Raw genomic sequence first — 24,303 nt, 5'->3', positions numbered from 1 at the left:
GAATGTTGGATGGGTCTTGGGAAAAATATTTTAGGGTTCCTTAGCTCAGTTGGGAGAGCACTACCTCGACAAGGTAGGGGTCGCTGGTTCGAGACCAGTAGGGACCATCAAGTTTTTATTAGAAGTAGCATAAACGTTGGTATGACAGCAATCGTATAACGTTTTGCTGCTTCTTTTTTTGTTTATACTCTTTGTTAAGTTGGATTGATGCAAATTTAATCATAGGCAATAAATGGAGTAGTAAAAGAATCAAGAATAGTGGAATGGGTGAATTAGAAAGTATTATTGTAGATTGGAGACAAAAATTTTCAGAGATAGACACGAATCTAGGGGATTTGAAGGAAAGTATGATTTATTTTTAAAATAAATTGAAAGAAGTGAGTCGTTCAGACCGTATCTATTCTCAAGAGAATATTAAACGTAGGTTAGATGCTGAACGAGAGTTGAGTGAAGTAAAAAAACTTTATAATAGTCTATTGATTGAACGAGAATCATTGGTTAAAAATAATTCCAGAGTTTTGAAAAAAAGAATAGAACAGGAAACGTTGCAAAATATTTTCACTGAATATTATAAGAATAATGCTGCTGATACTTTAAAAGAGATTGAACAGCTGTTGGAAAAAATAAAAGAATTGGCAGCGAATTATAATCAAGGTTTTGATAAGTTGGTGGAGGATACTGAAGATTTAGCGAAACCACTTCAAAGTTATTTAACACAAGATGATTTTTCTGGTTTGAATGTCACTATTCAGTACAAAACTAATTTTTTCAACGTTGAAGTCAGTGAGCTGGTTAAGAAATACTTTTAGCAAGAACTTATGAATAGTCAAGATTATAAAAAGAAGCATCTCATTTGAGGTGCTTTTTTGGTATAATTTTTGTATCAAAATGAGTTTAATTTTAAAAATCATAATGGTATGATTGTATTAAAACATAAAAAGGGTGAAAAAAGTGAGTTTTGATCAGTTTGGAAACTATACTCCAGGAATACATAAAATTGATTTAAACAATTTTCAAAATATTTTTATTAATGGTATTATCGGTTCAACAACTAGGCAGAGAAATTTAAAAGGGCTTTTAGGTTTTTTTGATAGCTCTTATATGCAAAAGTATAGTGGAATTATAACAAAAGTATGGCTAGATGGGAGCTTTTGTACTGACAAAACCAATCCTAATGATATTGATGGAGTGCTTTTTTTAGATCCCCATCCATCAAAGATAAAAATCACGAATGAATTTTTGGAAGAATTTCCTATATGGCATCACGAAGCTCACAGCCGTCACCATTCCGATTTGTATCCTATATATGACGTTGATGCTTTTAATCAGAATATATCGGATTATCTTACAATAATGGCTGAAGATGATGTTAGCAACTTACAACAGCGATTTGACACAGATTTGAAGTATTGGATGGGACAATTCACATTTGATAGGGAGAGGAATCCTAAGGGGATTTTTGAAGTAACGATGAACGGAGGTGCTTTAAGTTGAGTGATGAAAGAAGTAAAACTTTTATGGAGCTTTATTACACATCAGCTCAATATGTGGATGATACAATTAAACATTTTGAGAAAAGAAAAAAAGACTTTAATTTACCTATTATTAAGATGGAAACAGAATTAGTAAGTGGGGCGATAGAATTAAGCTCTTTGTTTTCTATGACAGAAGGATTACAATCAACTTTCACTTCAGCAATAAATAATATTATGGGAAATGGTTCATCAGTTGGAAAAATCCCAAAAAATATTAGGGAAATTTCAAAGCTGGCAATTTCAGAAGTTGAAGCAGGATCTTTTATCATAAAATTATCAACCTTAGATCAATTGAAGAAGGAACCAAATCAACTGTCATTTGTACATTCGGAAGATGAGAAACTAGATGTACTGGAGAAGTTGCTTGATCAGATTAATAGAATTGATGAAAATGGATTCGGTGATTTAAAACAAGAGTTTGGTAATAGAACAGTTCTTAGATCGAGAGATTGGTTCAATTCACTTGCTAAAAATAACGTCAATTTTAATTATAAAAAGAGAAACTCAAATACAAAGTATAATTTTACAAATCAGAAAATCATTTCAATCGTAAATGAATTATCAAATGTTGTTTTGGAGGAAGAGACTCAAAGGATAAAGGTATATGGTAAACTAATATCCTATCAACTAAACAATAATAGAATTAGTCTGGAAACAGAAGATAATGAAGAGATTAGTATCAAGATTCTAGACAATTCCTTATCCGAATATGAGATTGTAGTTAATTCGTTTTATAATTTGCATGTTGATAGAAAACAAATATTAGACAATTTTGAAAGAATAAATTATGAATATTCTTTAGACACTATCATTGGTACAAATCTAATAACTTCTAATTAAGGAATCTAAAAAGTGATGATCTTTCATCTTCTAACCTATATGAACCATTTCAACACTATTTTTTCTGATAATAGCTTTGGATGTTAAAAATTACATTTTATTAAAAGCACTTTGGTAATTGAAAAACTTTTTCATAGATGGAGGTTTCAATGAGTACAGCAAATGAAATTTTGGAAAATACTAGGTTCGTAATGATTGAGTGGAGAAATGAAGCCTTGTTGAAGGCTCCACCAGTAACAATTGAAATACTTAGTCAAGCAAAAACAGATTGGATTGTTTCGTTAACTGAAGAGTTAGTTAACGAATACACCTTAATTACTGATAATGAAATTAGTGATGGAAAACTGATAATATTAAATACCGTTTTAGGTTCTTTAGTAGAAAGTTGGTTAAAATTTTTTTATACAGTTTATCATGAAGATTATCAAAGTGAGGATACGGGAATTACTAGAAGAGTCATCAATCATGATTCCGGCGAAACAAAATTAATTGATCCCAATGATTTGAAACTAGAACAATTAAAGCAATTTTCTGCAAAGATTTGGGAAGGTTCCGAATTTTATACCTTTATTGAAAATGTTCAACATAAGAGAAACATTATCCACTCATTTAATACTCCTAAATTTGAATTAGGAGAGAAAAGCGATTTTCATGAGGCAATTAAGACGTTCTCAATATTAATAAAAGATATAAAAAATCGGCTTCCAGATATAGATTATTAATTTGTAGATTAAAGTTTGATCCCGCCCGCAAGTAAATGAGAATTGACCATCTAACTGATCATCCTTTTGACCATCTCCATTAGAAATTAGTGGACAGGTTGACGGGGTGGTTTTGTTTTAAGTGTTGATATGACAACGATTGATTATCATTGCAAACAAGCTTGTTTTGTTCGCATCTGTGAAATTTTGATATAAGGCTACCTTGCTTTACTCTCTATAAATTCAATTTTCTATCCTTGGAAAAGGAGAATAAAAAATTTATCTTCATAACACCACCACACACACCAACCCTATGTATAGGAAAGGGACAAAAGGAAGGGCTGCGGCTTCTTTTTCGAAAACCATCAGCAGAAGAACATAGATTAGTGCCGAGATTGTTGCGATAAAGAGGATTTGCCACACTGAAATAAAATCAACAAAACAGCTCCAGATACACAGGAGCTTTATATCGCCTTGACCAAAACCGTTAGGCACAATGAAAGCCAATAAACGAAAAGATAAATAGAAAAAAACAGGTGCCCACCAGAAAAATGAGGTGGCAACAGGAGATGACAGCGTAACGCCAAGCATCAAAATAAATTGTCCATATAAAACAGTGGGCGACAATAAAGTGTAATGAATATCAGTGTAGGCAAGGAGAAGATTTCCGTACAATAAGACAACTATAACTGGTGAAAAAACTTCTTTGGATAAAAGTGTCCCTAAAAAGAAAAAGACAAAAATTAACGAACGCAAAAAAGGGAGCGGCTGTATAGGCAGAGTTTCGGAAAATTCCAGACGAATCAATTTTGGCAGTGACATGGGAGTCAATATCAGAAACAGAAGGTTAAGCAATAACAAAGTCATAAGAGTATTTCTCCTTAGAGTGATTTATAATAGAATTCGGTAACAACATACTATCCATTGAAAAATAGTTGGTTTTGAAGGATAATGGGTATATCTTTGTAGAACCATAAATCGAGCAATACTAAACGATTCTCTGTAGTTTAATAAACAAGATTAGGATAGGATGTTAGTGATGACCCTTAAAATAAAAAAGTATGCATTTTTAATCATTTATCCGCTGATTGCTTTTTTTATGCTGACCTCCTGCAAGGAAGCTGTCAAGCCGGAAGAAGCGGGGATTTTGTTCGTTAACCAGTTGATTTTTGAGGAAGATAAAGATTTGTTTACCGCTAATTTTACCGACGGAGAAGCACTATCTAAAGAAATCGGCCAGCAGAAAAAGACACTGGTGAGCAACATTGTCACTGACATTAACCAGTTTGGCGGTGTTATTTCTTCCCAGCAGACAGAGACCATGGTAGAGAAGTGGCTCGAAAAAATGATGACCGCTACTCAGTTTCAATTAAAAAGTGTAAAAGAATTGAATCAACGTCAATTTGAAGTTTTTTTTACGGTGACAGGACTGGATTTCATTCAAGCGTATCAGGTAATGACAGATGAGTTAGTGGGAAAGATGTTGAATAATCCTGAAATTGCTGCAAATAATTATAAACTGGGAGACAGTATGGTGGCTTCTATGACTGATGCAATTGATAATATTCGTCAAAGCAAAGCAGCTGCAACAGTTTCATTAACCGTTGAAAAGAAAGGCTCTCAATGGGAAATCAATCCGACAGAACGGGAAGAAAAAGTGACGCAACTTTTGTTGGCATTTTTATCCGGACATGAGTCAGCAGATAGTCTAGCAGTGGAAATGCAGAAAGCTGTTCAAAAGAGCATGGCTGAGGGACAAACGATGATTCGTGAAGATTACGAAGAACAGAAAGAAGAAACTTCCGGGAGCGTGAGCAAAAATAAAACGGGCACCTCCACTAGTAAAAATGAAAAAACACCTGGGGAAGTGACCATTGAAACAGAGGAAACCTATGACATGACCAATGATTCCTTCGACTGAAAATGATAAGTGAGAAATAAAAAGTTGCAGCACTGCTAAACCCTTGATCAGTGTGCAGCTTTTTTTGTGTCAGGAATTCTGCAGTTATTGTATACTTAGAGCAGAAGTTTGAGAAGGAGTAAAAGAATGAGAGAATTGATTGAGAACAAACTGGCTTTGCTGCCCTCAAGTCCAGGGTGCTATTTGATGAAAGATAAATACCAAACAATCATTTACGTGGGCAAAGCTAAAAATTTAAAAAATCGTGTGCGTTCTTATTTCAGAGGGAGTCATGACACGAAAACGGAACGTCTAGTCAGCGAAATAACCGATTTTGAATATATCGTCACCGAGTCCAATATAGAAGCTCTATTACTAGAAATAAATCTGATAAAAGAAAATGACCCCAAATACAACATCATGTTAAAGGATGATAAAAGTTATCCTTTTATAAAAATCACCAATGAAAAATATCCCCGTCTGTTGATTACGCGGAAAGTTAAAAAGGATAAAGGATTATATTTCGGTCCTTATCCTGACGTGAGAGCGGCAAATGAAACAAAAAAATTATTGGATAAACTCTATCCATTGCGTAAATGTAAAGTGCTGCCTAAGGAAGTCTGTTTATACTACCATTTAGGTCAATGTTTGGCGCCTTGTGTTATGGATGTGGCTCCGAAAATTTATAAAGACATGGTGGAGGAAATCAAGCAGTTTTTAAATGGGGGCTATACCGAAATCCAAAAAGATTTGGAAAAGCAAATGCTGTCTGCAGCAGAAAAAATGGAATTCGAAAAGGCTGCTGAGTTGCGGGATCAGATGAAGGCGATCGAAACCGTCATGGTCAAACAGAAAATGACCTATGCCGATTTTGTTGATCGGGATGTCTTTGGCTATCACGTGGATAAAGGTTGGATGTGTGTCCAGGTTTTCTTTATACGCCAAGGAAAATTGATCGAACGCGATGTCTCGGTGTTCCCTTTTTACAATGAGCCGGAAGAAGATTTTTTGACATTCATAGGTCAATTTTATTTGGAAAATCAGCATTTTATCCCAAAAGAACTTTTTATTCCTGATGACATTGATTTGGCTAGTGTGGAAGCATTGGTCAAAACAAAAGTATTTCAACCAAAAAGAGGGGAAAAGAAAAAGTTGGTGGCTTTGGCGAATAAAAATGCCAAGGTGGCACTGACAGAAAAATTTGACTTGATCGAACGGCGCGAAGAAAGAACCATCGGCGCTGTGGAAGGGTTGGGCAATGCCCTAAATATCCCCGCTCCAATCCGCATCGAGGCTTTCGATAATTCCAATATCATGGGAACAAGTGCTGTTTCGGCAATGGTCGTCTTTATTGACGGGAAACCGGCTAAAAACGAATACCGTAAATATAAAATAAAAACTGTGACCGGTCCAGATGATTATGCTTCCATGAGAGAAGTCATCTATCGGCGCTATGCCCGTGTATTGAAAGAAGAACTGCCCCTGCCTGATTTGGTCATTATTGACGGGGGGAAAGGCCAAGTGGATGCAGCCAGAGAAGTTTTGGAAAATCAGTTGGGACTGGAGCTGCCGATTGCCGGTTTAGCCAAGAACGAAAAACACAAAACCAGTGAGTTATTGTTTGGTCCTGATTTGGAGACGGTGCCCCTCAAAAGAAATTCCCATGAGTTCTTTTTATTGCAGCGGATTCAGGATGAAGTCCATCGTTTTGCGATTGCTTTCCACCGCCAAGTCCGGAGCAAAAGCAGTTTTTCTTCTCGTTTGGATGGTATCGAAGGCTTAGGTCCTAAACGTAAACGGGCTTTGTTAAAACATTTTAAATCCATTAAAAGTATCGAACAGGCGACTTTGGAAGAACTCCAAGTCGCCGGATTACCTAAAAATGTCTCTGAACGTGTGTATGAGCACTTTCACAACGAGGCAGAGAGACCAAAGTCTGATGACAATTAAATTAATAAGTGGTACAATTTTGAAGTCAATAAAATTGTTGGGATAATGAAAGAGATGGGGAAAAATGAATAATGCTATTGTTCAGATAATCTGTGGGATTATTATTTTTGTGAGTATCTTATATTATTTAAAAGTCATGCCTCAGTACCGTCAGACAGATCGCGGAAATCGGGTGCTGTCGGCAGCGAGTCAACTGACTTTCAGCAGTTATATGATCGGCTTTGCTTTGATTTTAATTGTTATCAGTATTCAGGGAATGTCCACGCGGAATTTCATTCAGAGTTGTTTGTTGCACGCAACCATCGTCTCTGTTGTCAATGCTGGGAGCATTATTTTCTACAATGTAAAATTGCCGAAAAACTAAAGATACAAACAATTTTTGATAAGAGATTAAAGGAGGGGGAACATGTTACAGGTAAAGAATCTTAATAAAGCTTTCGGTTCTTTGAAAGCCGTAGATGATGTTTCATTTACGGTACCAAACGGAAAGATTTTAGGATTGATTGGTCAAAATGGTGCAGGGAAATCAACGACATTTCGTCTGATTCTAGACTTTCTAAGCCCGGATTCAGGAGAGATTTTATGGAATGGGGCACCTTTGACTGAAAAAAATTATGACGAGATTGGTTATTTGCCGGAGGAAAGAGGCCTATATCCTAAAATCAGCATTGAAGACCAGCTGATCTTCTTCGCAAAATTAAGAGGGAAAACTAAAAAAGAGATTGCCCCTTTAATTGATCAATGGATGGAAAAATTCCAAGTAAAAGGGAAAAAAAGTGATAAAATTAAATCTTTGTCCAAAGGGAATCAACAAAAGGTACAAGTGATTGCTACGTTGATCCATAGTCCTAAGCTGATTATTTTGGACGAGCCATTCAGCGGGTTAGATCCGGTAAATGCGGAGCTGCTGAAAGACGCCATTCTTACGTTGAAAGAACAGGGATCCTCAGTGATTTTCTCAAGTCATAATATGGAGAACGTTGAAAAAATATGTGATCATTTGATCATGTTAAGAGATGGTGAAGTTGTTTTGGACGGAGCTGTCCACGACATCCGCCGCCAGTTCGAACGCACGAAATTATTAATTGATTCCAAGCTGCCTATGGAAACTATCTCTGAGATAGAGGGAGTGAATCGTGTGGTTCGCCGTGTGGACGGCATTTTGCAAGTTGACTTGGCCAATGAAAAAGTGGGAGAGGAAATTTTCAAAATGGGTGCTGATTTGGGCTATATGCCGATTTTCAGTCAGACTCCGCCTACATTGGAAGAAATTTTCAAGATGAAAGTGGGGGAGAATCATGAATAAATTTTGGGTCGTTGCACTGGAAACATATAAGCGGAACGTCAAAAGCGTTACATTTTTAGTCATGTTGCTGGCCCCGCTGTTATTGATAGGAATCGGTGCGCTTTCCGGGTTCATTGGATCAAAAATGGGAGAAGCAGATGAAATTGCTGTGGTTTCCGACAATGAAATGATTCGCCAAGCTTTTATTGAACAGAGCGACTTGTCTGTGGTTGAAAAATTTGACACTCAATCAAAGGCAGAGCAAGCGTTGAAAGATGATAAAATTGGCGGGTACCTGATGATTGATATTGATGAAGAGACACAAGAGTTAGCTGGAAGCTATATCGGAACGTCGACAATGGGCACGACTGATAAAATGATGACCACTCAAATTTTGTCCGGCATCCAAATGAGTTTTGTCAGTCAAGAGCTGAATCTGTCGGGAGATGATTTGCAAAAATTATTGACACCTGCCACTTTGAGTGAAAAAACAGTCAAGGTCGATGATGGAAAGATTACAGAAGCTAAAGGCAACCAGTTGGCGATGATGGTGGTTTCCATGCTCGTCAGTGTAGCGATGTTTATGATCATCACATTGTATTCACAAATAGTTGCCCAAGAAGTTGCATCGGAAAAAGGAACCAGAATCATGGAAATCATTTTATCCAGTACCAAGGCATCAAAACATTTTTACGGGAAAATGATGGGGATTTTACTGGTGATACTCACCCAGTTAATCGCGTATGTGGTTGCTTTTATTGCAGCTTTCCCATTAGTGAAGGATTTGGATTTAGTAAAAGGATTTTTGGAGGTCGTTCCTCTGCGAGACTTAGCGAAAAGTCTGCTGGGCTACAATATGTTATTCCTTCTTTTAGGAGTCATGATTTATACGATTGCAGCGGCTTTCAGCGGTTCCCTTGTTTCCAAAGCGGAAGATGCCAGCAAAGCTGTTGTACCTGTTTCATATCTTTCAATGGCCGGCTATTTCCTGACAATATTTTTGGGAATGAATTCACCCAACCATGTATTGTTTAAGGTATCTTCATTTATTCCGTTTCTATCTTCTTATACGATGCCTCAGCGAATTGCCAGCGGGGGTGTGAGGGATATGGAAGTCGTCATTTCTTTAGTGATTTTAACCCTTTCAGTGATTTTGCTTCTGAAAGTTTCTGCCACGTTGTATAAATCTACCGCACTGGTTTACAGTGATGATGGCATGTGGAAAACGTTGAAGCGCTCTATCGGAAATAATCAAAAGAAAAAAACTGTTTAATTCCTTATAAAAGCAAAGATCTGTCTTATTTTATTATTAAATAAGAAGAGGTCTTTGTTTTTTACATGCAGAGAAAGCTGTTTCATAGTAGAATAATAGTCAAGGAGGTAATGACTAATGGACACTGCAAAAACAATTCGATTAAACAATGGGGTAGAAATGCCTCGTTTAGGTCTAGGTGTTTGGAAAGCTGAAGAGGGGGGAGAAGTTGAAAATGCGGTAACTTGGGCCCTGGAATTTGGCTATCGTTCCATTGACACAGCGAAAGTCTATGGCAACGAAAAAGGGGTAGGCAAGGCGATACGGGAAAGCGGTATTCCGCGTGAGGAATTATTCGTGACAACAAAAGTTTGGAATGAGGAGCAGGGATACGAATCTACGCTGCAGGCATTCGATAACAGTTTAAAGGATTTGCAGTTGGACTACATCGACTTGTATCTGATTCACTGGCCGGTTGCAGGAAAATACAATGATACTTGGCGGGCGATGGAAGAGATTTATGCCAGCGGAAAAGTGAAAGCCATCGGTGTCAGCAACTTTCATGCGCATCATTTAGAGGATTTGATGTCGCACGGGGAGATAGTACCTTCAGTCAATCAGATAGAACTTCATCCCTATTTGAATCAGAAAGAGTTGAGAGACTACTGCAAAGACAAGGGCATCGTTGTGGAAGCCTGGAGTCCTTTAGGTCAGGGCAAAGTTCTTGAAAATGATGTATTGAAAGGCATTGCAGCAAAACATGGCAAAACAGTTGCACAAATCATTTTGCGTTGGGATTTGCAGCATGATATTGTGACGATTCCCAAGTCAGTCAATAAGAGCCGAATCATTGAAAATGGCAGTATTTTTGATTTTAAACTGTCTGATGAAGATATGACTAAAATCGATTACTTGAATAAAAATGAAAGATTTGGCTCTAACCCGGACAACTTTGATTTTTAGAAATGAAAATAACCTTCCAGAATGCGAAGTTCTTTGGAAGGTTATTTTTTTATTTCCCGAGCACTACTCTTTCTTAAAATATTGTCTAAGCAAACGTATTCCTAGAGAAGTTTTCAAAGTTTTTTGTTATAATAGGAGAGATTGCAAAATTAGAAAGGACGTTGTGTATGTCGCAAATTAATTCTTTACTTAAGGGGATGAACCCTAGGCAGAAAGAAGCCGTAAAGCTAACCAACGGTCCATTATTGATTATGGCAGGTGCAGGGAGCGGAAAAACGCGGGTACTGACTCACCGCATCGCCTATTTAATTGAGGAGAAAGAAGTCAATCCCTGGAATATTTTGGCGATTACCTTTACGAATAAAGCAGCGAAAGAAATGAGAGAGCGTGTCAGCCGACTGGTTAAAGAAAACAGTGAAGCAATCTGGGTATCTACTTTTCATGCTATGTGTGTGCGCATCTTACGCCGGGATGTAGATCTTATTGGCTATAACAGCAACTTTACGATCGTTGACCCTTCCGAACAGCAAACCTTGATGAAACGAATCGTTAAAGAACTAAATCTTGATCCCAAAAAATTTGATCACCGGGCTATTTTATCTCATATCAGTCAGGCTAAAAATGAATTGATGACTGCTGAAACTTACGAAGCCCGTCAAGGGGATTATTTTCAGGAACAAGTAGCAAAATGCTATCTGCGTTATCAAAAAGAGCTGAGACGGAATCAGTCGATGGACTTTGATGATCTAATCATGTTGACAATCCGTTTGTTTCGAGAGCACCCGGAAGTTCTGTCTTATTATCAGAATAAATTTCAATATATCCATGTGGATGAGTATCAGGATACTAATCATGCACAATACACGCTAGTTAATTTGCTGGCGGCACGTTTTAGAAATCTTTGTGTGGTGGGGGATGCAGACCAGAGTATTTATGGCTGGCGTGGTGCGGATATCCAGAACATCATGGATTTTGAAAAAGATTATCCTGACGCTAAGGTCATCTTATTGGAGCAAAATTATCGCTCTACTCAAACGATTTTGGATGCGGCCAACCACGTGATTAACAACAATGACAACCGCAAGAAAAAAGAATTGTGGACGGAGAACCGGGCAGGAGATAAGATTACTTATTTTCGCGGCAGGACAGAACGGGAAGAAGCATTGTTCGTTGTCCAGCAAATCGAGACACTTAAAGACCAAGATCAGCGTTCAAATGGCGGCTTTGCAGTTTTATACCGGACGAATGCACAGTCGCGGGTGCTGGAAGAGATGTTGCTGAAATCAAACATTCCCTACACAATGGTAGGCGGACACAAGTTCTACGATCGAAAAGAGATTAAAGACATTATGGCCTATTTGCGTTTGATTGCCAATCCAGAGGACTCTTTAAGTTTCCAACGGATTGTCAACGAACCTAAACGGGGAATCGGTGCAGCATCAATTGCCAAACTGTACGAGTTTGCTTCACTTTATGATTGGAGTTTGCTGGAAGCAGCTGCCAATGTGGACTTGGCAAACATTACGGGCAAAGCGGCCAAGGAATTGGCTGCATTCGCTCAAATGATACAGGATCTGCAAAAGATGGTTCCATTTTTGACGATCACAGAGTTAGTTGAAGAAACACTGAAACGCAGCGGCTATACAGAAAGTCTGGCTATCCAAAACAATTTGGAGTCAGAGACACGTATCGAAAACTTGCAGGAATTTATGACGGTGACCAAAGAATACGATAAAGAATATGTGGCTGGCGAAGAACTGCCGGAAGAAAATAAGCTGGTGGATTTTTTAAATGACCTTGCATTATTGTCAGACATTGATGAATTTGAAGAAGGACAATCACAAGTCACCTTGATGACCCTTCATGCAGCCAAAGGTTTAGAATTTCCAGTGGTCTTTATCATCGGAATGGAAGAGGGACTTTTTCCCTCTTCCCGCAGTATGTTGGAAGACGATGCAGTGGAAGAAGAGCGACGTTTGGCTTATGTGGGGATTACGCGGGCTGAGGAGAAGCTTTATTTGACCAACAGTCTGTCGCGGAATTTGTACGGACGTTTTCAGGAAAATCCCTCTTCCCGTTTTATTTCAGAAATCAACCAAGATTTATTGGAGATCGAAGGTGCTGCCCGGAAAACTATTTACAGCGGCACCAGTCAAATGACTGGCAAATCTTCGGCGGTCAGACCGAATCATCGGCCTCGTACGGAAGGAAAAGCAGTCACTAAAAAACAACTGACGGGCGGCGAACAGCTTGGCTGGCAGTTGGGAGATAAAGTGCTCCATAAAGTTTGGGGTGAAGGCACCATCATTAAGGTTACCGGTACGCAAAATGATTTGGAGTTAGACGTGGCTTTTCCAGCCAAGGGTATCAAACGTTTGTTGGCTGCATTTGCACCAATTACGAAAAAGTAATCAAACAGAAGGAAGATAAATCTTATGGAAGAATCTCATATCAGGGAAAGAATCACTGAATTAAATAAACAGCTAAAACAATACGCTAAAGAATACTATGAGTTGGATCAGCCCACAGTCACTGATCAGGAATACGATCAACTGTATCATGAACTGGTCCAGCTAGAGACGGCTTATCCTGATTTTATCACTGAGGATTCTATGACTCAGCAGGTTGGCGGGAAGGTGTTGGCAGGATTTGAAAAAGTCCGTCATGAACATGTGATGCTAAGCCTAGGCAATGCTTTCAATAAAGAAGATCTTTATGCATTTGATCAGCGGGTCAAAAAGTTGACTAATCATCAGATTTCCTATATTTGCGAATTAAAAATCGATGGGCTGGCGATTTCTTTAACCTATGAAAATGGCAAGTTCGTGCAAGGAGCAACCCGGGGAGACGGTACTATCGGCGAGAACATTACTGAAAACTTAAAGATGGTCAAATCGATTCCTAAAAAATTATCCCGGCCATACACGATAGAAGTTCGGGGCGAATGTTATATGCCCAAGGAGTCTTTTCTTCAGTTGAATAAATCCAGAGAAGAATCCGGGAAAAACATTTTTGCCAATCCGAGGAATGCAGCAGCCGGAAGTTTACGTCAGCTGGATACTCGGGTAGTAAGCAGCCGAAATTTAAGCAGTTTTATTTATAGTGTCGCGTCTTTTGGCGAATTGACAGCTTCTTCACAATCAGACGTTTTGCTTGAACTAAAGGAGCTGGGATTCAACATCAATCAAGAAGCTCAAGTCTGCCAAAATATGGAAGAAGTTTGGACGTTTATTCAAAACTTTCAGGAATTGCGCACTACGCTGCCTTATGAAATTGACGGAATCGTGATTAAAGTCAATGAATTTGCGGCACAGGAAGAAATTGGGTTCACAGTCAAAGCTCCACGCTGGGCAATCGCTTATAAATTTCCTGCGGAGGAATCTGAAACACAGCTTTTAGAGATTGAATGGACAGTAGGACGGACCGGTGTGGTTACGCCGACAGCAATCATGGTACCTGTGCGCTTGGCGGGAACCACAGTTGCCAGAGCAAGTTTGCACAATGCAGATTTGATCCGGGAAAAAGATATCCGGTTGAACGATTATGTGATGGTTCATAAAGCTGGAGATATTATCCCGGAAGTCACCCGCTCCATTCCGAGCAAACGCAGCGAAGATAGTCAGCCGTATGAAATACCTACACGTTGCCCGGTTTGTGACAGTGAACTGGTCCACTTGGCAGAGGAAGTGGCATTGCGTTGTATCAATCCTATGTGTCCTGCACAGTTGAAAGAGGGCGTGATACATTTTGCTTCGCGGAATGCGATGAATATTGACGGTATGGGTCCAAAAATAATCGAACAGCTTTTTGACCGTGACTTGATTCACGATGTAGCAGACTTGTATCTTTTGACGGAAGAACAGTTGCTGACCATGGATAAAATAAAAGAAAAAGCAGCAGGAAATCTGTTGCGGGGAATTGAACAAAGCAAGGAAAATTCTTTAGAAAAATTGTTGTTCGGTCTAGGTATCCGCCACGTGGGAGCAAAAGTTGCCCAGCTGATAGCGGAAAGATTCGGGACGATGGATAAAATCATGACAGCCTCCGTGGAAGAACTGACTGGGATAGATTCTCTCGGGACAGTAATCGCAGAAAGTCTGGTAACTTACTTTGAAAAAGAAGAAGCCAAACAGCTGATTAAAGAGCTGGCAGATGCTGGAGTCAACATGTCTTATAAAGGTCTGTCAAGTGCTCAAGTTGCTTCGATTGACTCAGAATTTCAAGGAAAGACTGTTGTTTTAACGGGAAGTTTGACGGCTTATAAGCGGAATGAAGCAAAAAAAGTAATCGAATCTCTCGGCGGAAAAGTGACAGGAAGTGTTTCTAAAAAGACAGATATAGTTATCGCAGGTGAAGAGGCAGGGAGCAAATTAGTCAAAGCACAGGAGTTAGGCGTCACCGTTTGGACTGAAGCTCAAATGATCGAGGCCTTTGAAAGAGGTGGACAGGATGAAAAAAACTAAATGGTTTATTTTTCTAGCCGGCACATTGCTGTTGACAGCTTGCGGCAATTTAGAAAACAGCGGCGGGCAGATGACTCCTGAGAAAACGGGTGCTGGCGAAGCCGTAACTACCGGGCAAATCAATAGTGACAGCTATCAAGCACTGATGATCGAAGGGCAGTATAAAACCAGTCCCGCCCGTACGATGGCTGCCAGCCGTATGAACAGCAATTATAATCTAAATAATTATGACAAAGGATTGCTGGAATTATCTAAGGAACAATTTGCTACTGATAAATATTTTTTCCAAGAAGGACAGTTTTTAACAGGGAATCTGTTAAAAGAGTGGCTGGCCAGAGAAGCCACAGGAAACAAGGAAGGGTTGAATCCTTCAGATGGTGGAAAACCCATTGTTTTACAACAAATCATCGAACAAAATTTTATGGATAAAGATTCTCAAAAACTTGCGGGAATCAGTATCGGAATTGCGCTAAACAGTGTGGACTACAGCGGAGACTCCCCAGTGGAAATCAGCGACGATGACATCATCAACTCAGGAAAAAAAATAGTTGAAAAAATTCTTCCCCGCCTGAGAGCTTTGGAAGGTGTGGGAGATGTCCCAATTATTTTCGGTTTATTTAAACAAAGCAGCAGTGACGATGTGGCCGGAGGGAATTATTTTGCCAGTGTCGTCAGCAGCAGCGGGGATAAACTGGCAGACTGGCAAGCTGTGGATGAGGAATATATCATCTTGCCTGTAGACGAGGGAGTAAATAATTCAGCAGCAGAAGATGGCATGAATGTGAAATATAAAGATTTCAAACAAAATGTTCAAGGGTTTTTCCCTAATTTGAGCGGTTTTTCTGGAAAAGCTTACTACCGGAACCAGCAGATGCAGAAAATAACCATTATCATTGAAGCTAAATATTACCATACGTCTGAATTGCAGAGTTTTACCCAGTTCGTGGGGAATAGTGTACGTTCGATTTTTAATGTGGACGGAGCAGTGGAAGTTCAAATCAATCATTTGGGAGTGACATCAGCAGTAGTGCTGAAACCTGCTGGAGAGACTGACGTTATCGCTCAAGTTTTTGACTGATCCTACTACTATATCTTATAGAGTATGATAGAATGAAAAGGTGAACAAAAAAATACTTATTTATTTTATAGAGGATTATTGTAAAAAAGAACGAGCACAATGAACAATCCATTATGGAGGAAGAAAAGTTGTGCTAAATGGAAAGAAGGAGTCTTGCGAAATGCCGATTAATGCTGAAGAAGTCAAAAAAGTTGCTAATCTGTCAAAACTGGCAATTACGGAAGAAGAAATTGGAATGTTTACAAGTCAAATGGTCGACATTGTTCAAATGGTCGAACTTTTGGATGAAGTCGATACGGAAGGTGTGCCGGTAACATTTACCGTGGCCCATGATCATACGGTGCTAAGAGAGGATATTGCTGTCCAAGCTGATCTGACTGAAAAATTATTGGAACAAGTACCGGAAACAGAGGACGGCTATATCAAAGTACCTGCCATTATGGATAACGGGGAGGCTGGCGCGTAATGAATGAACTGCATAAAAAAAGTGTTGACGAACTTCAAGAGTTGTTGACGAAAAAAGAAATCAGTGCTGTAGAATTAATAACAGATACTTTTGACAGGATTGCATCGACTGAAAAAGAAATAGATGCTTTTTTAACATTGAACAAAGAAAATGCTTTGAAAAAAGCTGCTGAAATTGATGAAAAAGAACTGACATCTGAAAAACTGCTGGCAGGTATCCCAATCAGTGTGAAGGATAATATTGTCACTAAAGACTTGAGAACGACAGCAGGCAGTAAAATGCTGGAAAATTTTGTATCTGTTTATGATGCAACAGTGATCAACAAAATATCAGATGCTGGTTTAGTCAATGTGGGGAAAGTCAACATGGATGAATTTGCCATGGGGGGAACCACGGAAAACTCTTACTTTAAATCAACTAAAAACGCTTGGGATCAAACGAAAGTACCGGGCGGCTCTTCCGGGGGTTCCGCAGCTTCAGTGGCATCTGGACAAGTCCCGGCATCAATAGGCTCTGATACTGGCGGAAGTATCCGTCAGCCGGCAGCTTTTAATGGTATTGTCGGCATGAAACCAACTTATGGACGTGTGTCCCGTTATGGCTTGATGGCTTTTGCTTCCAGTTTGGATCAAATTGGGCCGCTTACACGGACGGTGAAAGATAACGCACTAATCCTTAATGCTATCAGCGGTCATGACCCTAAAGACAGCACGAGTGCCAAGCTGGCTGTCCCTGATTTTACAGCGAATTTAAATGGGGATATCAAAGGAATGAAAATCGCCGTTCCTGAAGAGTATTTGAAAGACGGAGTGGCACCGGATATTTGTGAGGCTGTTCAAAAAGCTATCAAAACTTTTGAAGCCTTGGGAGCTACTGTGGAACAGGTTAGCCTGCCTCACACCAAATATGGTGTTGCTGCTTACTATATTATTTCTTCAGCGGAAGCATCGTCCAATCTTCAAAGATTTGACGGGATCCGCTACGGGTATCGCTCAGCAGAAGCTAAAACGCTGGAAGATGTTTATGTGATGTCCCGTTCAGAAGGGTTTGGATCGGAAGTGAAACGCCGAATCATGTTGGGGACATTTTCCTTGAGTGAGGGCTCCTACGATGCTCATTTCAAAAAAGCTAGTCAAGCCCGGACGTTGATTAGAAGAGATTTTGATAAAGTCTTTTCCGAGTATGATTTGATTATCGGACCTACAACGCCGACTGTGGCTTATGGTTTTGGTGAAATCGTTGATGACCCCGTAGCTATGTATATGGCTGATGTTCTAACAGTGCCAAGTAATTTTGCTGGACTTCCTGGCATGTCTATCCCTTGCGGTTTTTCGGAAGGATTGCCGATTGGTTTGCAGCTGCTAGGAAAACATTTTGATGAAGCCACGATGTATCGGGCGGCGTATGCGTTTGAGCAGGCGACTGACTTCCATAAAAAACAACCAGCAATTCTAGGAGGTAGGTAAGATGAATTTTGAAACAGTAATCGGCTTGGAAATCCACGTTGAATTAAAAACCAACTCTAAAATATTTTCCAGTTCCCCGGCACATTTTGGCGCTGCTCCTAATGTGAATACGAACGAAATCGACTTTAGCTACCCTGGTGTGTTGCCTGTGATGAACAAGGGTGCGTTGGAATATGGAATCAAAGCCGCATTGGCTCTGAATTGTGAGATTTCCCAGCATACTCATTTTGACCGGAAAAATTATTTCTATCCGGATAATCCTAAAGCGTACCAGATTTCTCAAAATGACAATCCGATTGGTTCCAATGGATGGGTAGAAATCGAAGTTGAGGGGAAAAAGAAAAAAATCCGCATCGAGCGTGTTCACTTGGAAGAAGATGCCGGGAAAAATATCCACGGAGATGCCGGTCATTCTTATGTGGACTTGAACCGTCAAGGTACACCGCTGATCGAAATCGTGTCCGAACCAGATATTCGTTCAGCCGAAGAAGCTTATGCTTATTTGGATACAGTGCGTTCGATTATTCAATATTCTGGTGTCAGTGATGTCAAAATGGAAGAAGGCTCCATGAGATGTGATGCCAATATCTCCATCCGCCCTTACGGACAAGAAGCCTTTGGGACAAAAACAGAACTTAAAAACTTAAACTCTCTAAACTTTGTAAAAAAGGGCTTGGAGTTTGAAGAAAAACGTCAGAGAAAAGTTTTATATTCTGGCGGAGTTATCCAACAAGAGACGAGAAGATTTGATGATGTCACAGGTGAAACGATTTTAATGAGAGTCAAAGAGGGGGCCAGCGACTACCGCTATTTCCCTGAACCTGACATCCCAACAATCGATATTTCATCTGAGTGGATTGAGGAAATCCGTCAGACCTTGCCGGAGATGCCTGCCATTCGCCGTGAACGTTATGTAAATGATTTGGGCTTGCCTGAGTACGATGCAATGGTGCTGACGCTGACCAGAGAAATGTCTGATTTCTTTGAAGCAACAATTGGGCATCAAATCGACCCTAAACAAGCCTCTAACTGGCTGATGGGGGAAGTGTCTGCTTACCTTAACAGTAATGCTGTGGAATTGCATGATACTAAATTAACGCCGGATAATCTGGCAGGAATGATCTTGTTAATTAAAGACGGCACTATCAGCTCCAAGATGGCTAAAAAAGTCTTCTTAGAACTTATAAAAAATGGCGGAGATGCTAAAAAAGTGGTGGAGGCTAAAGGGTTAGTCCAACTTTCTGATCCCAAACAATTGCTGCCGATCATCACAGAAATATTAGACAACAATCAACGATCTGTAGAAGATTTTAAAAATGGTAAAGATCGTGCCGTGGGCTTTTTAGTTGGACAAACGATGAAAGCAACTAAAGGTCAAGCCAATCCGGGTGTGGTAAATAAATTATTGATGGAAGAGTTAGCAAAGCGCTAATGTATGAGGAAATATCATGAAAGCTAGAGTAATTTATAATCCTACATCTGGGAAAGAACTGCTAAAGAAAAATCTGCCAGATATTCTGACAATATTGGAAAATGCAGGATTTGAAGCAAGTGCTTATGCCACTACTCCTGAGCCTGATTCAGCTGAAAAAGAAGCCCGGCGTGCAGCATTGGCTGGTTTTGATTTGATAGTGGCGGCCGGCGGCGATGGAACGATTAACCAAGTAATCAATGGTATTGCTCCCCTTGAAAACCGTCCAAAGATGGGAATCATCCCGGGAGGAACGACGAATGATTATGCTCGTGCGTTAAAAATCCCTCGTACAGATGTGATTGAAGCAGCTAAAGTCATTGCCAAAAATCAAACATTAAAGATCGATATCGGAAAAGCTGATACACAATACTTTATTAATATTGGGGCAGGAGGGTATTTGACAGAGCTGACCTATGAAGTTCCTTCCCAACTGAAAAGTGTTTTTGGCTATTTGGCCTATTTGGTTAAAGGTGCGGAGATGCTGCCGAGAGTAAAACCAATCAATATGAAATTAAAGTATGATGACGGAGAGTACAACGGCAAAGCGTCCATGTTTTTCTTAGGGCTGACGAATTCAATCGGCGGTTTTGAAACGATTGCTCCTGATGCCCAACTAGACGATGGGAAATTTTCGCTGATTGTGGTAAAAACAGCCAATATTTTGGAGATTTTGGCTTTAATCGTACTTTTGATGAATGGCGGGAAGCATGTCAATGATCCGAATATCTTGTATACTAAGACATCTAAGCTTTATGCCGAGGCGCTGGATGATGATGTGCGTATGATGATCAATCTTGATGGTGAATACGGCGGAGACGCTCCGATGACATTTGAAGCTTTGCCTCAGCATATTGAATTTTTTGTCAATCTTGATGAGATTTCAGAGGATGCCATCGCAGGGGACGAAGCAATACAAGAAGTGTCGGAAGCCTTTGTGAAAGAAGTTGAAGGCTTGACTGGTGAAGATTTAGACGGTGATGGGAAAATCTCTTAACTGAAAAGATTAAAGGAATCAGGGAACTGATTCCTTTTGTTGTGTTTGGATTGGAAAAGAAAGAGAGTGTGACAGATGTATCCAGTGAAAAAAAATGACCGGGTAATCGCAGATATAGTCGATTTGACCCATGAAGGTTTGGGAGTGGCGAAGATTGAAGGCTATCCGGTCTTTGTTGAAAATGCTTTGCCGACAGAAAAAGTTGAGATTCATATTTTAAAAATCCGAAAAAAATTCGGCTTCGGAAAAGTTATTAATTATCTTGAAAAATCAACGGAACGAAATGAAAACTTAAAACAGGAGCTGATCCGTACGGGGATTGCTCCTTTGCAACATATGACCTATGAAGCTCAATTAAAATTCAAGCGGCAACAAGTTGTGAATGTTTTGGAAAAAATTGCGAAGATCACAGATGTCGAAGTTGCTCCCACCCTAGGCATGTCTGAACCATACCGCTATCGAAACAAGGCACAGATTCCAGTCCGCCGGGTCGAAGGGGAACTGGCGACTGGTTTTTATCGGAAAAACAGTCATGATTTAGTGCCTATTGAAGATTTTTATATCCAACATAAAGAAATTGATGAAGCCGTCATTACCGTTAGAAATATTTTACGAAGATTTAAAGTCAAACCTTATAACGAAGAAGAGAACACGGGACTGATCCGTCACATCATCGTTAGAAGAGGGTTTTATACTGGTGAGATGATGATTGTACTGGTGACGCGTGTGGCGAAGATTTTTCAAGTGGAAAAAATCGTGGCAGCCATCACAGAAGAGTTGCCTGAAGTAGCTTCTATTATGCAAAATGTTAACGGAGAAAAGACTAATGTTATTTTAGGTAAAGAAACGAGAAATTTATTTGGGAAAGAATTTATCACCGATCAGCTTCTAGGAAATACCTACCAAATTTCTGCGACATCATTTTTCCAAGTGAACACAGAACAGGCAGAAAAATTATATCAGACGGCGATTGATTTTGCCGATTTAAAGCCCGGCGATACCGTGATTGATGCGTACTGCGGCATCGGAACGATTGGTTTGTCTCTTGCAAATAAGGTCAAGCATGTTTATGGTATGGAGATTGTTCCTCGGGCAGTTAAAGATGCTAAAAAGAATCAGCAGATTAATGGGATTGAAAATGCAACCTTTGAGACAGGGTCAGCAGAAGAAATTTTACCAAAATGGCAGGCAGAAGGCGTAAAAGCAGACGTTTTGATTGTGGACCCTCCTAGAAAAGGATTAACGGAGAGTTTTATCGAAACATCAGCGGAGATGCAGCCAAGAAAAATTGTTTATGTGTCTTGTAATCCTGCCAGTTTTGCCCGAGATGTTAAGCGGTATGCAGATTTTGGCTATCGATTGGTGAAAGTCCAGCCAGTGGATATGTTCCCGCAGACTAGTCACGTTGAGACGGTAGTATTGATGTCAAGGGTTGAGAAGTAAGAGTTTAATAAGATAAGTAAATAAAGGCTTTCCGTGGTTTGAGGTCTGGTTCTAAGCCGGAAGGATAATCACGGTTTTTTGCTTTGAGGGAAGTTATCAAAGATTGATGAAATTAAAAAGTCATCGGCCAATACGGTTATTGAGTTGGTGAGTTGATAAGATGGTTGGCAAAATAATGGTGAGTTGATTAGATTGATGGCAAAGTTTCTTCGTAACATTGAACTGCTTACTATTCTAAATAGTTATCAAGTCGGGATTTTTAATACTTGAAAAAACAATGCCTTTATTGTATAATATAAACACCTGATGGAGGTGTAATTATGCACGGAGGATATAGAGAGGGATCTGGCAGGAAAAATGATAAAGATAAAAAACAACCTGTAACAATATATTTAAATAGTAATGATAGAGAACTTATAGAAAATTTACCGCTGCCCGATTGTAATAGTTTCTCGCAAAAGTGCAGAAGATTACTTGAAATGGGGATAGAAAAATTGGAATCAGAACTTAAAACAGACACAAATGAAGTAACATTTATCGATTTATTCAGTGGTTTGGGCGGAATTCGCATAGGATTTGAACAGGCACTTAAAGAATTAGGGCTAAAAGGTAAATGTGTTTTTTCGAGTGATATCAAACCTGCGGCAATAAAAGCATACGAATTTAACTTCGGTGAGAATCCTGAATGTGATATAACAAAAATTAATCCATCTAACTTGCCAAATTTTGACTTTTTATTAGCAGGCTTTCCTTGTCAAGCTTTTTCGCAAGCGGGTCTAGGGTTAGGTTTTCAAGATACAAGAGGAACACTTTTTTTTGATATTGCTAAAATTTTGTTATCAAAAAAACCCACTGGATTTGTTTTAGAAAATGTTGAGGGACTTGTTAACCATGATAAAGGAAGAACATATAAGATAATACGTACTACTCTAGAAGATATGGGCTATAATATCCAAGCTCAAGTATTAAATGGCAAAGATTTTGGACTCGCACAATCTAGAAATAGAATTTATATTATCGGACTTAAAGGGCAAAAGGTAAAAGAATTGTCTGGATTCAGTAAGAAGACATCGGTATTAAGGGATGTTATAGACGAATCAACACCGCCAATAGATACAAAATTTACCAGAAAGCTATTATCTCACTACAAAATAGATGAGGTATATGGAAAAGCAATAAAAGACAAACGTGGTGGCAATAACAATATTCATAGTTGGGATATTGGTTTAAAAGGCGATGTTTCTAGTGATCAAAAAGAGCTTCTAGAATTGTTATTAAAACAGAGGCGGAATAAGAAATGGGCAGATGAGATTGGAATAAAGTGGATGGACGGGATGCCGTTAACGGCAGACATGATTTTTTCATTCTATCCTCACCCTAAGTTACAATCGTTGCTAGATGACTTAGTTATGAAGGGATACCTCACTTATGAACATCCAAAACAATTAATTAACAACAGACGAGTGCCTGATGCCACATTAGACAAAGGGTATAATATTGTTACGGGCAAGCTATCCTTTGAATTCACTAAAATACTTTGTCCAGATAGTGTTACACCAACAATCGTTGCAACTGATGTTCACAAAATGGCAGTTCCAGTTAATGGTGGAATACGTTCTTTAACGATTAATGAGGGATTAAGATTATTTGGTTTCCCAAGTAATTATAAGCTTAATTTTTTGAAAGAAAGTGAAGCTTTTGATTTGTTAGGAAATACTGTTTGTGTTCCCGTAATAAAGGCAGTATCTGAGAAATTGCTAGAATCATACCTTGAATCTAGCAAAAATATTGAAAAAAAAGAAGTGGCACTCAAATAAGAGTGGCACTTCTTTTTTTAATAAGAAAGTACTCTGTCGAGCCATTCATCTGGACTAAACGGTATAACAGCATTCGGGAAAAGCTCAAAAGTGTTTTTAACAGCGTATATAAATTCAGTTCTGTCAGCAAAACTTCCACTTGCATTACGTGAGAAGTTAAATGGACGCATAGCGTATGGTTGACCACGCTTTACTTGCAGACCAATTGGATAATTTCTTGAAGGAGATGTAATTTGCCATATGTGTTTCAGGTATACTTTTTCAACGACAAATCCTTGTGAGAATCCATCATCCATAGGTCTATATCCTAAGATGAAATAGGAAGCATCTAATTTACCCGGGCTTTCGTAAGTTGTAGCTAAAAAACTTGAGAAGTTTGCTATATCAAAAGCTGGTGAATTGTTATAATTCCACGCTTTAACCTCTACATCATAGCTAACATTTTCAAAATTAGCTACAAAATCTGGAAATGACTGAGTGTTATCACCTGGTTTAATATCAACACCTAAATGTTCAAACCAATTAGGTAACCATTCCTGCAGGCAATTACCTATAACATCATTTCCTGAATACACATGGCTTCTATTTGCAAAATTAATTGTTATAGTTCCGTGTTGCCCTTCGAGCCTATCTTGAGTTATTTGAAATAGTTCTTCAATATTAGTAATCATCGTAA

General features: G+C 39.1%; 21 protein-coding genes and 1 tRNA gene. 20 read left to right on the top strand and 2 right to left on the bottom strand.

Annotated elements, in window-relative coordinates; translation table 11 throughout:
• Positions 1 to 34 precede the first annotated feature (34 nt).
• The 5 genes from AC4PHI_RS10455 (at position 35) to AC4PHI_RS10435 (ending at position 3,097) form a co-directional block, all read left to right on the top strand.
• Positions 35 to 107 (top strand) — tRNA-Val (locus tag AC4PHI_RS10455).
• 261 nt (positions 108 to 368) lie between these two features.
• Entirely contained in the window at positions 369 to 809 is a 441-nt protein-coding gene (locus tag AC4PHI_RS10450; protein WP_492199806.1) for a hypothetical protein, read from the top strand.
• Between the two features lie 142 nt (positions 810 to 951).
• Positions 952 to 1,494 carry a DUF6932 family protein gene (locus AC4PHI_RS10445; protein WP_492199805.1) on the top strand — a complete coding sequence of 181 codons (543 nt, stop codon included), beginning with the start codon at positions 952 to 954 and terminating at the stop codon, positions 1,492 to 1,494.
• Positions 1,491 to 2,375, top strand: coding sequence for a hypothetical protein (locus AC4PHI_RS10440; protein WP_492199804.1), 885 nt, complete (start codon positions 1,491 to 1,493; stop codon positions 2,373 to 2,375). The genes AC4PHI_RS10445 and AC4PHI_RS10440 overlap by 4 nt, the downstream gene beginning before the upstream one ends.
• Before the next feature lie 149 nt (positions 2,376 to 2,524).
• Complete coding sequence (locus tag AC4PHI_RS10435; RefSeq protein WP_492199803.1) at positions 2,525 to 3,097, top strand: hypothetical protein; 573 nt, start codon at positions 2,525 to 2,527, stop codon at positions 3,095 to 3,097.
• A gap of 264 nt (positions 3,098 to 3,361) precedes the next feature.
• Here the strand turns inward: AC4PHI_RS10435 and AC4PHI_RS10430 are convergent, their stop codons facing one another.
• Positions 3,362 to 3,943 carry a prepilin peptidase gene (locus AC4PHI_RS10430; RefSeq protein WP_492199802.1) on the bottom strand — a complete coding sequence of 194 codons (582 nt, stop codon included), beginning with the start codon at positions 3,941 to 3,943 and terminating at the stop codon, positions 3,362 to 3,364.
• A 172-nt stretch (positions 3,944 to 4,115) separates the two neighbouring features.
• Here AC4PHI_RS10430 and AC4PHI_RS10425 point away from each other — a divergent pair, with 172 nt between their 5' ends.
• The 15 genes from AC4PHI_RS10425 to dcm all read left to right on the top strand — a co-directional run bounded on the left by AC4PHI_RS10425 (position 4,116) and on the right by dcm (position 23,627).
• Complete coding sequence (locus AC4PHI_RS10425; RefSeq protein WP_492199801.1) at positions 4,116 to 4,997, top strand: hypothetical protein; 882 nt, start codon at positions 4,116 to 4,118, stop codon at positions 4,995 to 4,997.
• A 126-nt stretch (positions 4,998 to 5,123) separates the two neighbouring features.
• A complete protein-coding gene (uvrC, locus tag AC4PHI_RS10420) occupies positions 5,124 to 6,926 on the top strand; it encodes an excinuclease ABC subunit UvrC (RefSeq protein ID WP_492199800.1) in 1,803 nt (600 codons plus the stop codon).
• A gap of 64 nt (positions 6,927 to 6,990) precedes the next feature.
• Positions 6,991 to 7,290 carry a hypothetical protein gene (locus AC4PHI_RS10415; protein ID WP_492199799.1) on the top strand — a complete coding sequence of 100 codons (300 nt, stop codon included), beginning with the start codon at positions 6,991 to 6,993 and terminating at the stop codon, positions 7,288 to 7,290.
• Positions 7,291 to 7,332: 42 nt separating this feature from the next.
• The gene (locus AC4PHI_RS10410; protein ID WP_492199798.1) at positions 7,333 to 8,232 is read left to right on the top strand and encodes an ABC transporter ATP-binding protein; all 900 of its coding nucleotides are present in this window, start codon (positions 7,333 to 7,335) and stop codon (positions 8,230 to 8,232) included.
• Positions 8,225 to 9,484 carry an ABC transporter permease gene (locus tag AC4PHI_RS10405; protein WP_492199797.1) on the top strand — a complete coding sequence of 420 codons (1,260 nt, stop codon included), beginning with the start codon at positions 8,225 to 8,227 and terminating at the stop codon, positions 9,482 to 9,484. Before AC4PHI_RS10410 ends, AC4PHI_RS10405 begins: the two co-directional genes overlap by 8 nt.
• Positions 9,485 to 9,601: 117 nt before the next feature.
• Positions 9,602 to 10,426, top strand: a complete 825-nt coding sequence (locus AC4PHI_RS10400; RefSeq protein WP_492199796.1) for an aldo/keto reductase — start codon at positions 9,602 to 9,604, stop codon at positions 10,424 to 10,426.
• Between the two features lie 167 nt (positions 10,427 to 10,593).
• On the top strand, positions 10,594 to 12,837 hold the full coding sequence (pcrA, locus tag AC4PHI_RS10395) for a DNA helicase PcrA (RefSeq protein WP_492199795.1): 2,244 nt from the start codon (positions 10,594 to 10,596) through the stop codon (positions 12,835 to 12,837).
• 24 nt (positions 12,838 to 12,861) lie between these two features.
• Positions 12,862 to 14,889 (top strand): NAD-dependent DNA ligase LigA, encoded by a 2,028-nt coding sequence (gene ligA / locus AC4PHI_RS10390; protein WP_492199794.1) that lies wholly within the window; start codon positions 12,862 to 12,864, stop codon positions 14,887 to 14,889.
• A complete protein-coding gene (locus AC4PHI_RS10385) occupies positions 14,876 to 15,967 on the top strand; it encodes a CamS family sex pheromone protein (protein ID WP_492199793.1) in 1,092 nt (363 codons plus the stop codon). The genes ligA and AC4PHI_RS10385 overlap by 14 nt, the downstream gene beginning before the upstream one ends.
• Before the next feature lie 160 nt (positions 15,968 to 16,127).
• Complete coding sequence (gene gatC / locus AC4PHI_RS10380) at positions 16,128 to 16,433, top strand: Asp-tRNA(Asn)/Glu-tRNA(Gln) amidotransferase subunit GatC (RefSeq protein WP_492199792.1); 306 nt, start codon at positions 16,128 to 16,130, stop codon at positions 16,431 to 16,433.
• The gene (gatA, locus tag AC4PHI_RS10375) at positions 16,433 to 17,899 is read left to right on the top strand and encodes an Asp-tRNA(Asn)/Glu-tRNA(Gln) amidotransferase subunit GatA (protein ID WP_492199791.1); all 1,467 of its coding nucleotides are present in this window, start codon (positions 16,433 to 16,435) and stop codon (positions 17,897 to 17,899) included. The genes gatC and gatA overlap by 1 nt, the downstream gene beginning before the upstream one ends.
• A gap of 1 nt (position 17,900) precedes the next feature.
• Positions 17,901 to 19,331 carry an Asp-tRNA(Asn)/Glu-tRNA(Gln) amidotransferase subunit GatB gene (gatB, locus tag AC4PHI_RS10370; RefSeq protein ID WP_492199790.1) on the top strand — a complete coding sequence of 477 codons (1,431 nt, stop codon included), beginning with the start codon at positions 17,901 to 17,903 and terminating at the stop codon, positions 19,329 to 19,331.
• Positions 19,332 to 19,344: 13 nt separating this feature from the next.
• Positions 19,345 to 20,367: a diacylglycerol kinase gene (locus AC4PHI_RS10365; protein WP_492201583.1), complete on the top strand. Its 1,023-nt coding sequence runs from the start codon at positions 19,345 to 19,347 to the stop codon at positions 20,365 to 20,367.
• Positions 20,368 to 20,442: 75 nt separating this feature from the next.
• On the top strand, positions 20,443 to 21,810 hold the full coding sequence (rlmD, locus tag AC4PHI_RS10360) for a 23S rRNA (uracil(1939)-C(5))-methyltransferase RlmD (RefSeq protein WP_492199789.1): 1,368 nt from the start codon (positions 20,443 to 20,445) through the stop codon (positions 21,808 to 21,810).
• 320 nt (positions 21,811 to 22,130) lie between these two features.
• Positions 22,131 to 23,627 (top strand): DNA (cytosine-5-)-methyltransferase, encoded by a 1,497-nt coding sequence (dcm, locus tag AC4PHI_RS10355; RefSeq protein WP_492199788.1) that lies wholly within the window; start codon positions 22,131 to 22,133, stop codon positions 23,625 to 23,627.
• Between the two features lie 17 nt (positions 23,628 to 23,644).
• On the opposite strand, the gene AC4PHI_RS10350 is transcribed toward dcm, so the two are convergent.
• Positions 23,645 to 24,298: an NgoBV family restriction endonuclease gene (locus AC4PHI_RS10350; protein WP_492199787.1), complete on the bottom strand. Its 654-nt coding sequence runs from the start codon at positions 24,296 to 24,298 to the stop codon at positions 23,645 to 23,647.
• Positions 24,299 to 24,303: the final 5 nt, after the last annotated feature.

The sequence above is a fragment of the Vagococcus sp. QWL-13 genome (assembly GCF_058683555.1).
Note: the sequence above shows the minus strand (reverse complement) of the source record. Positions and strands in the feature narration are given on the sequence as shown.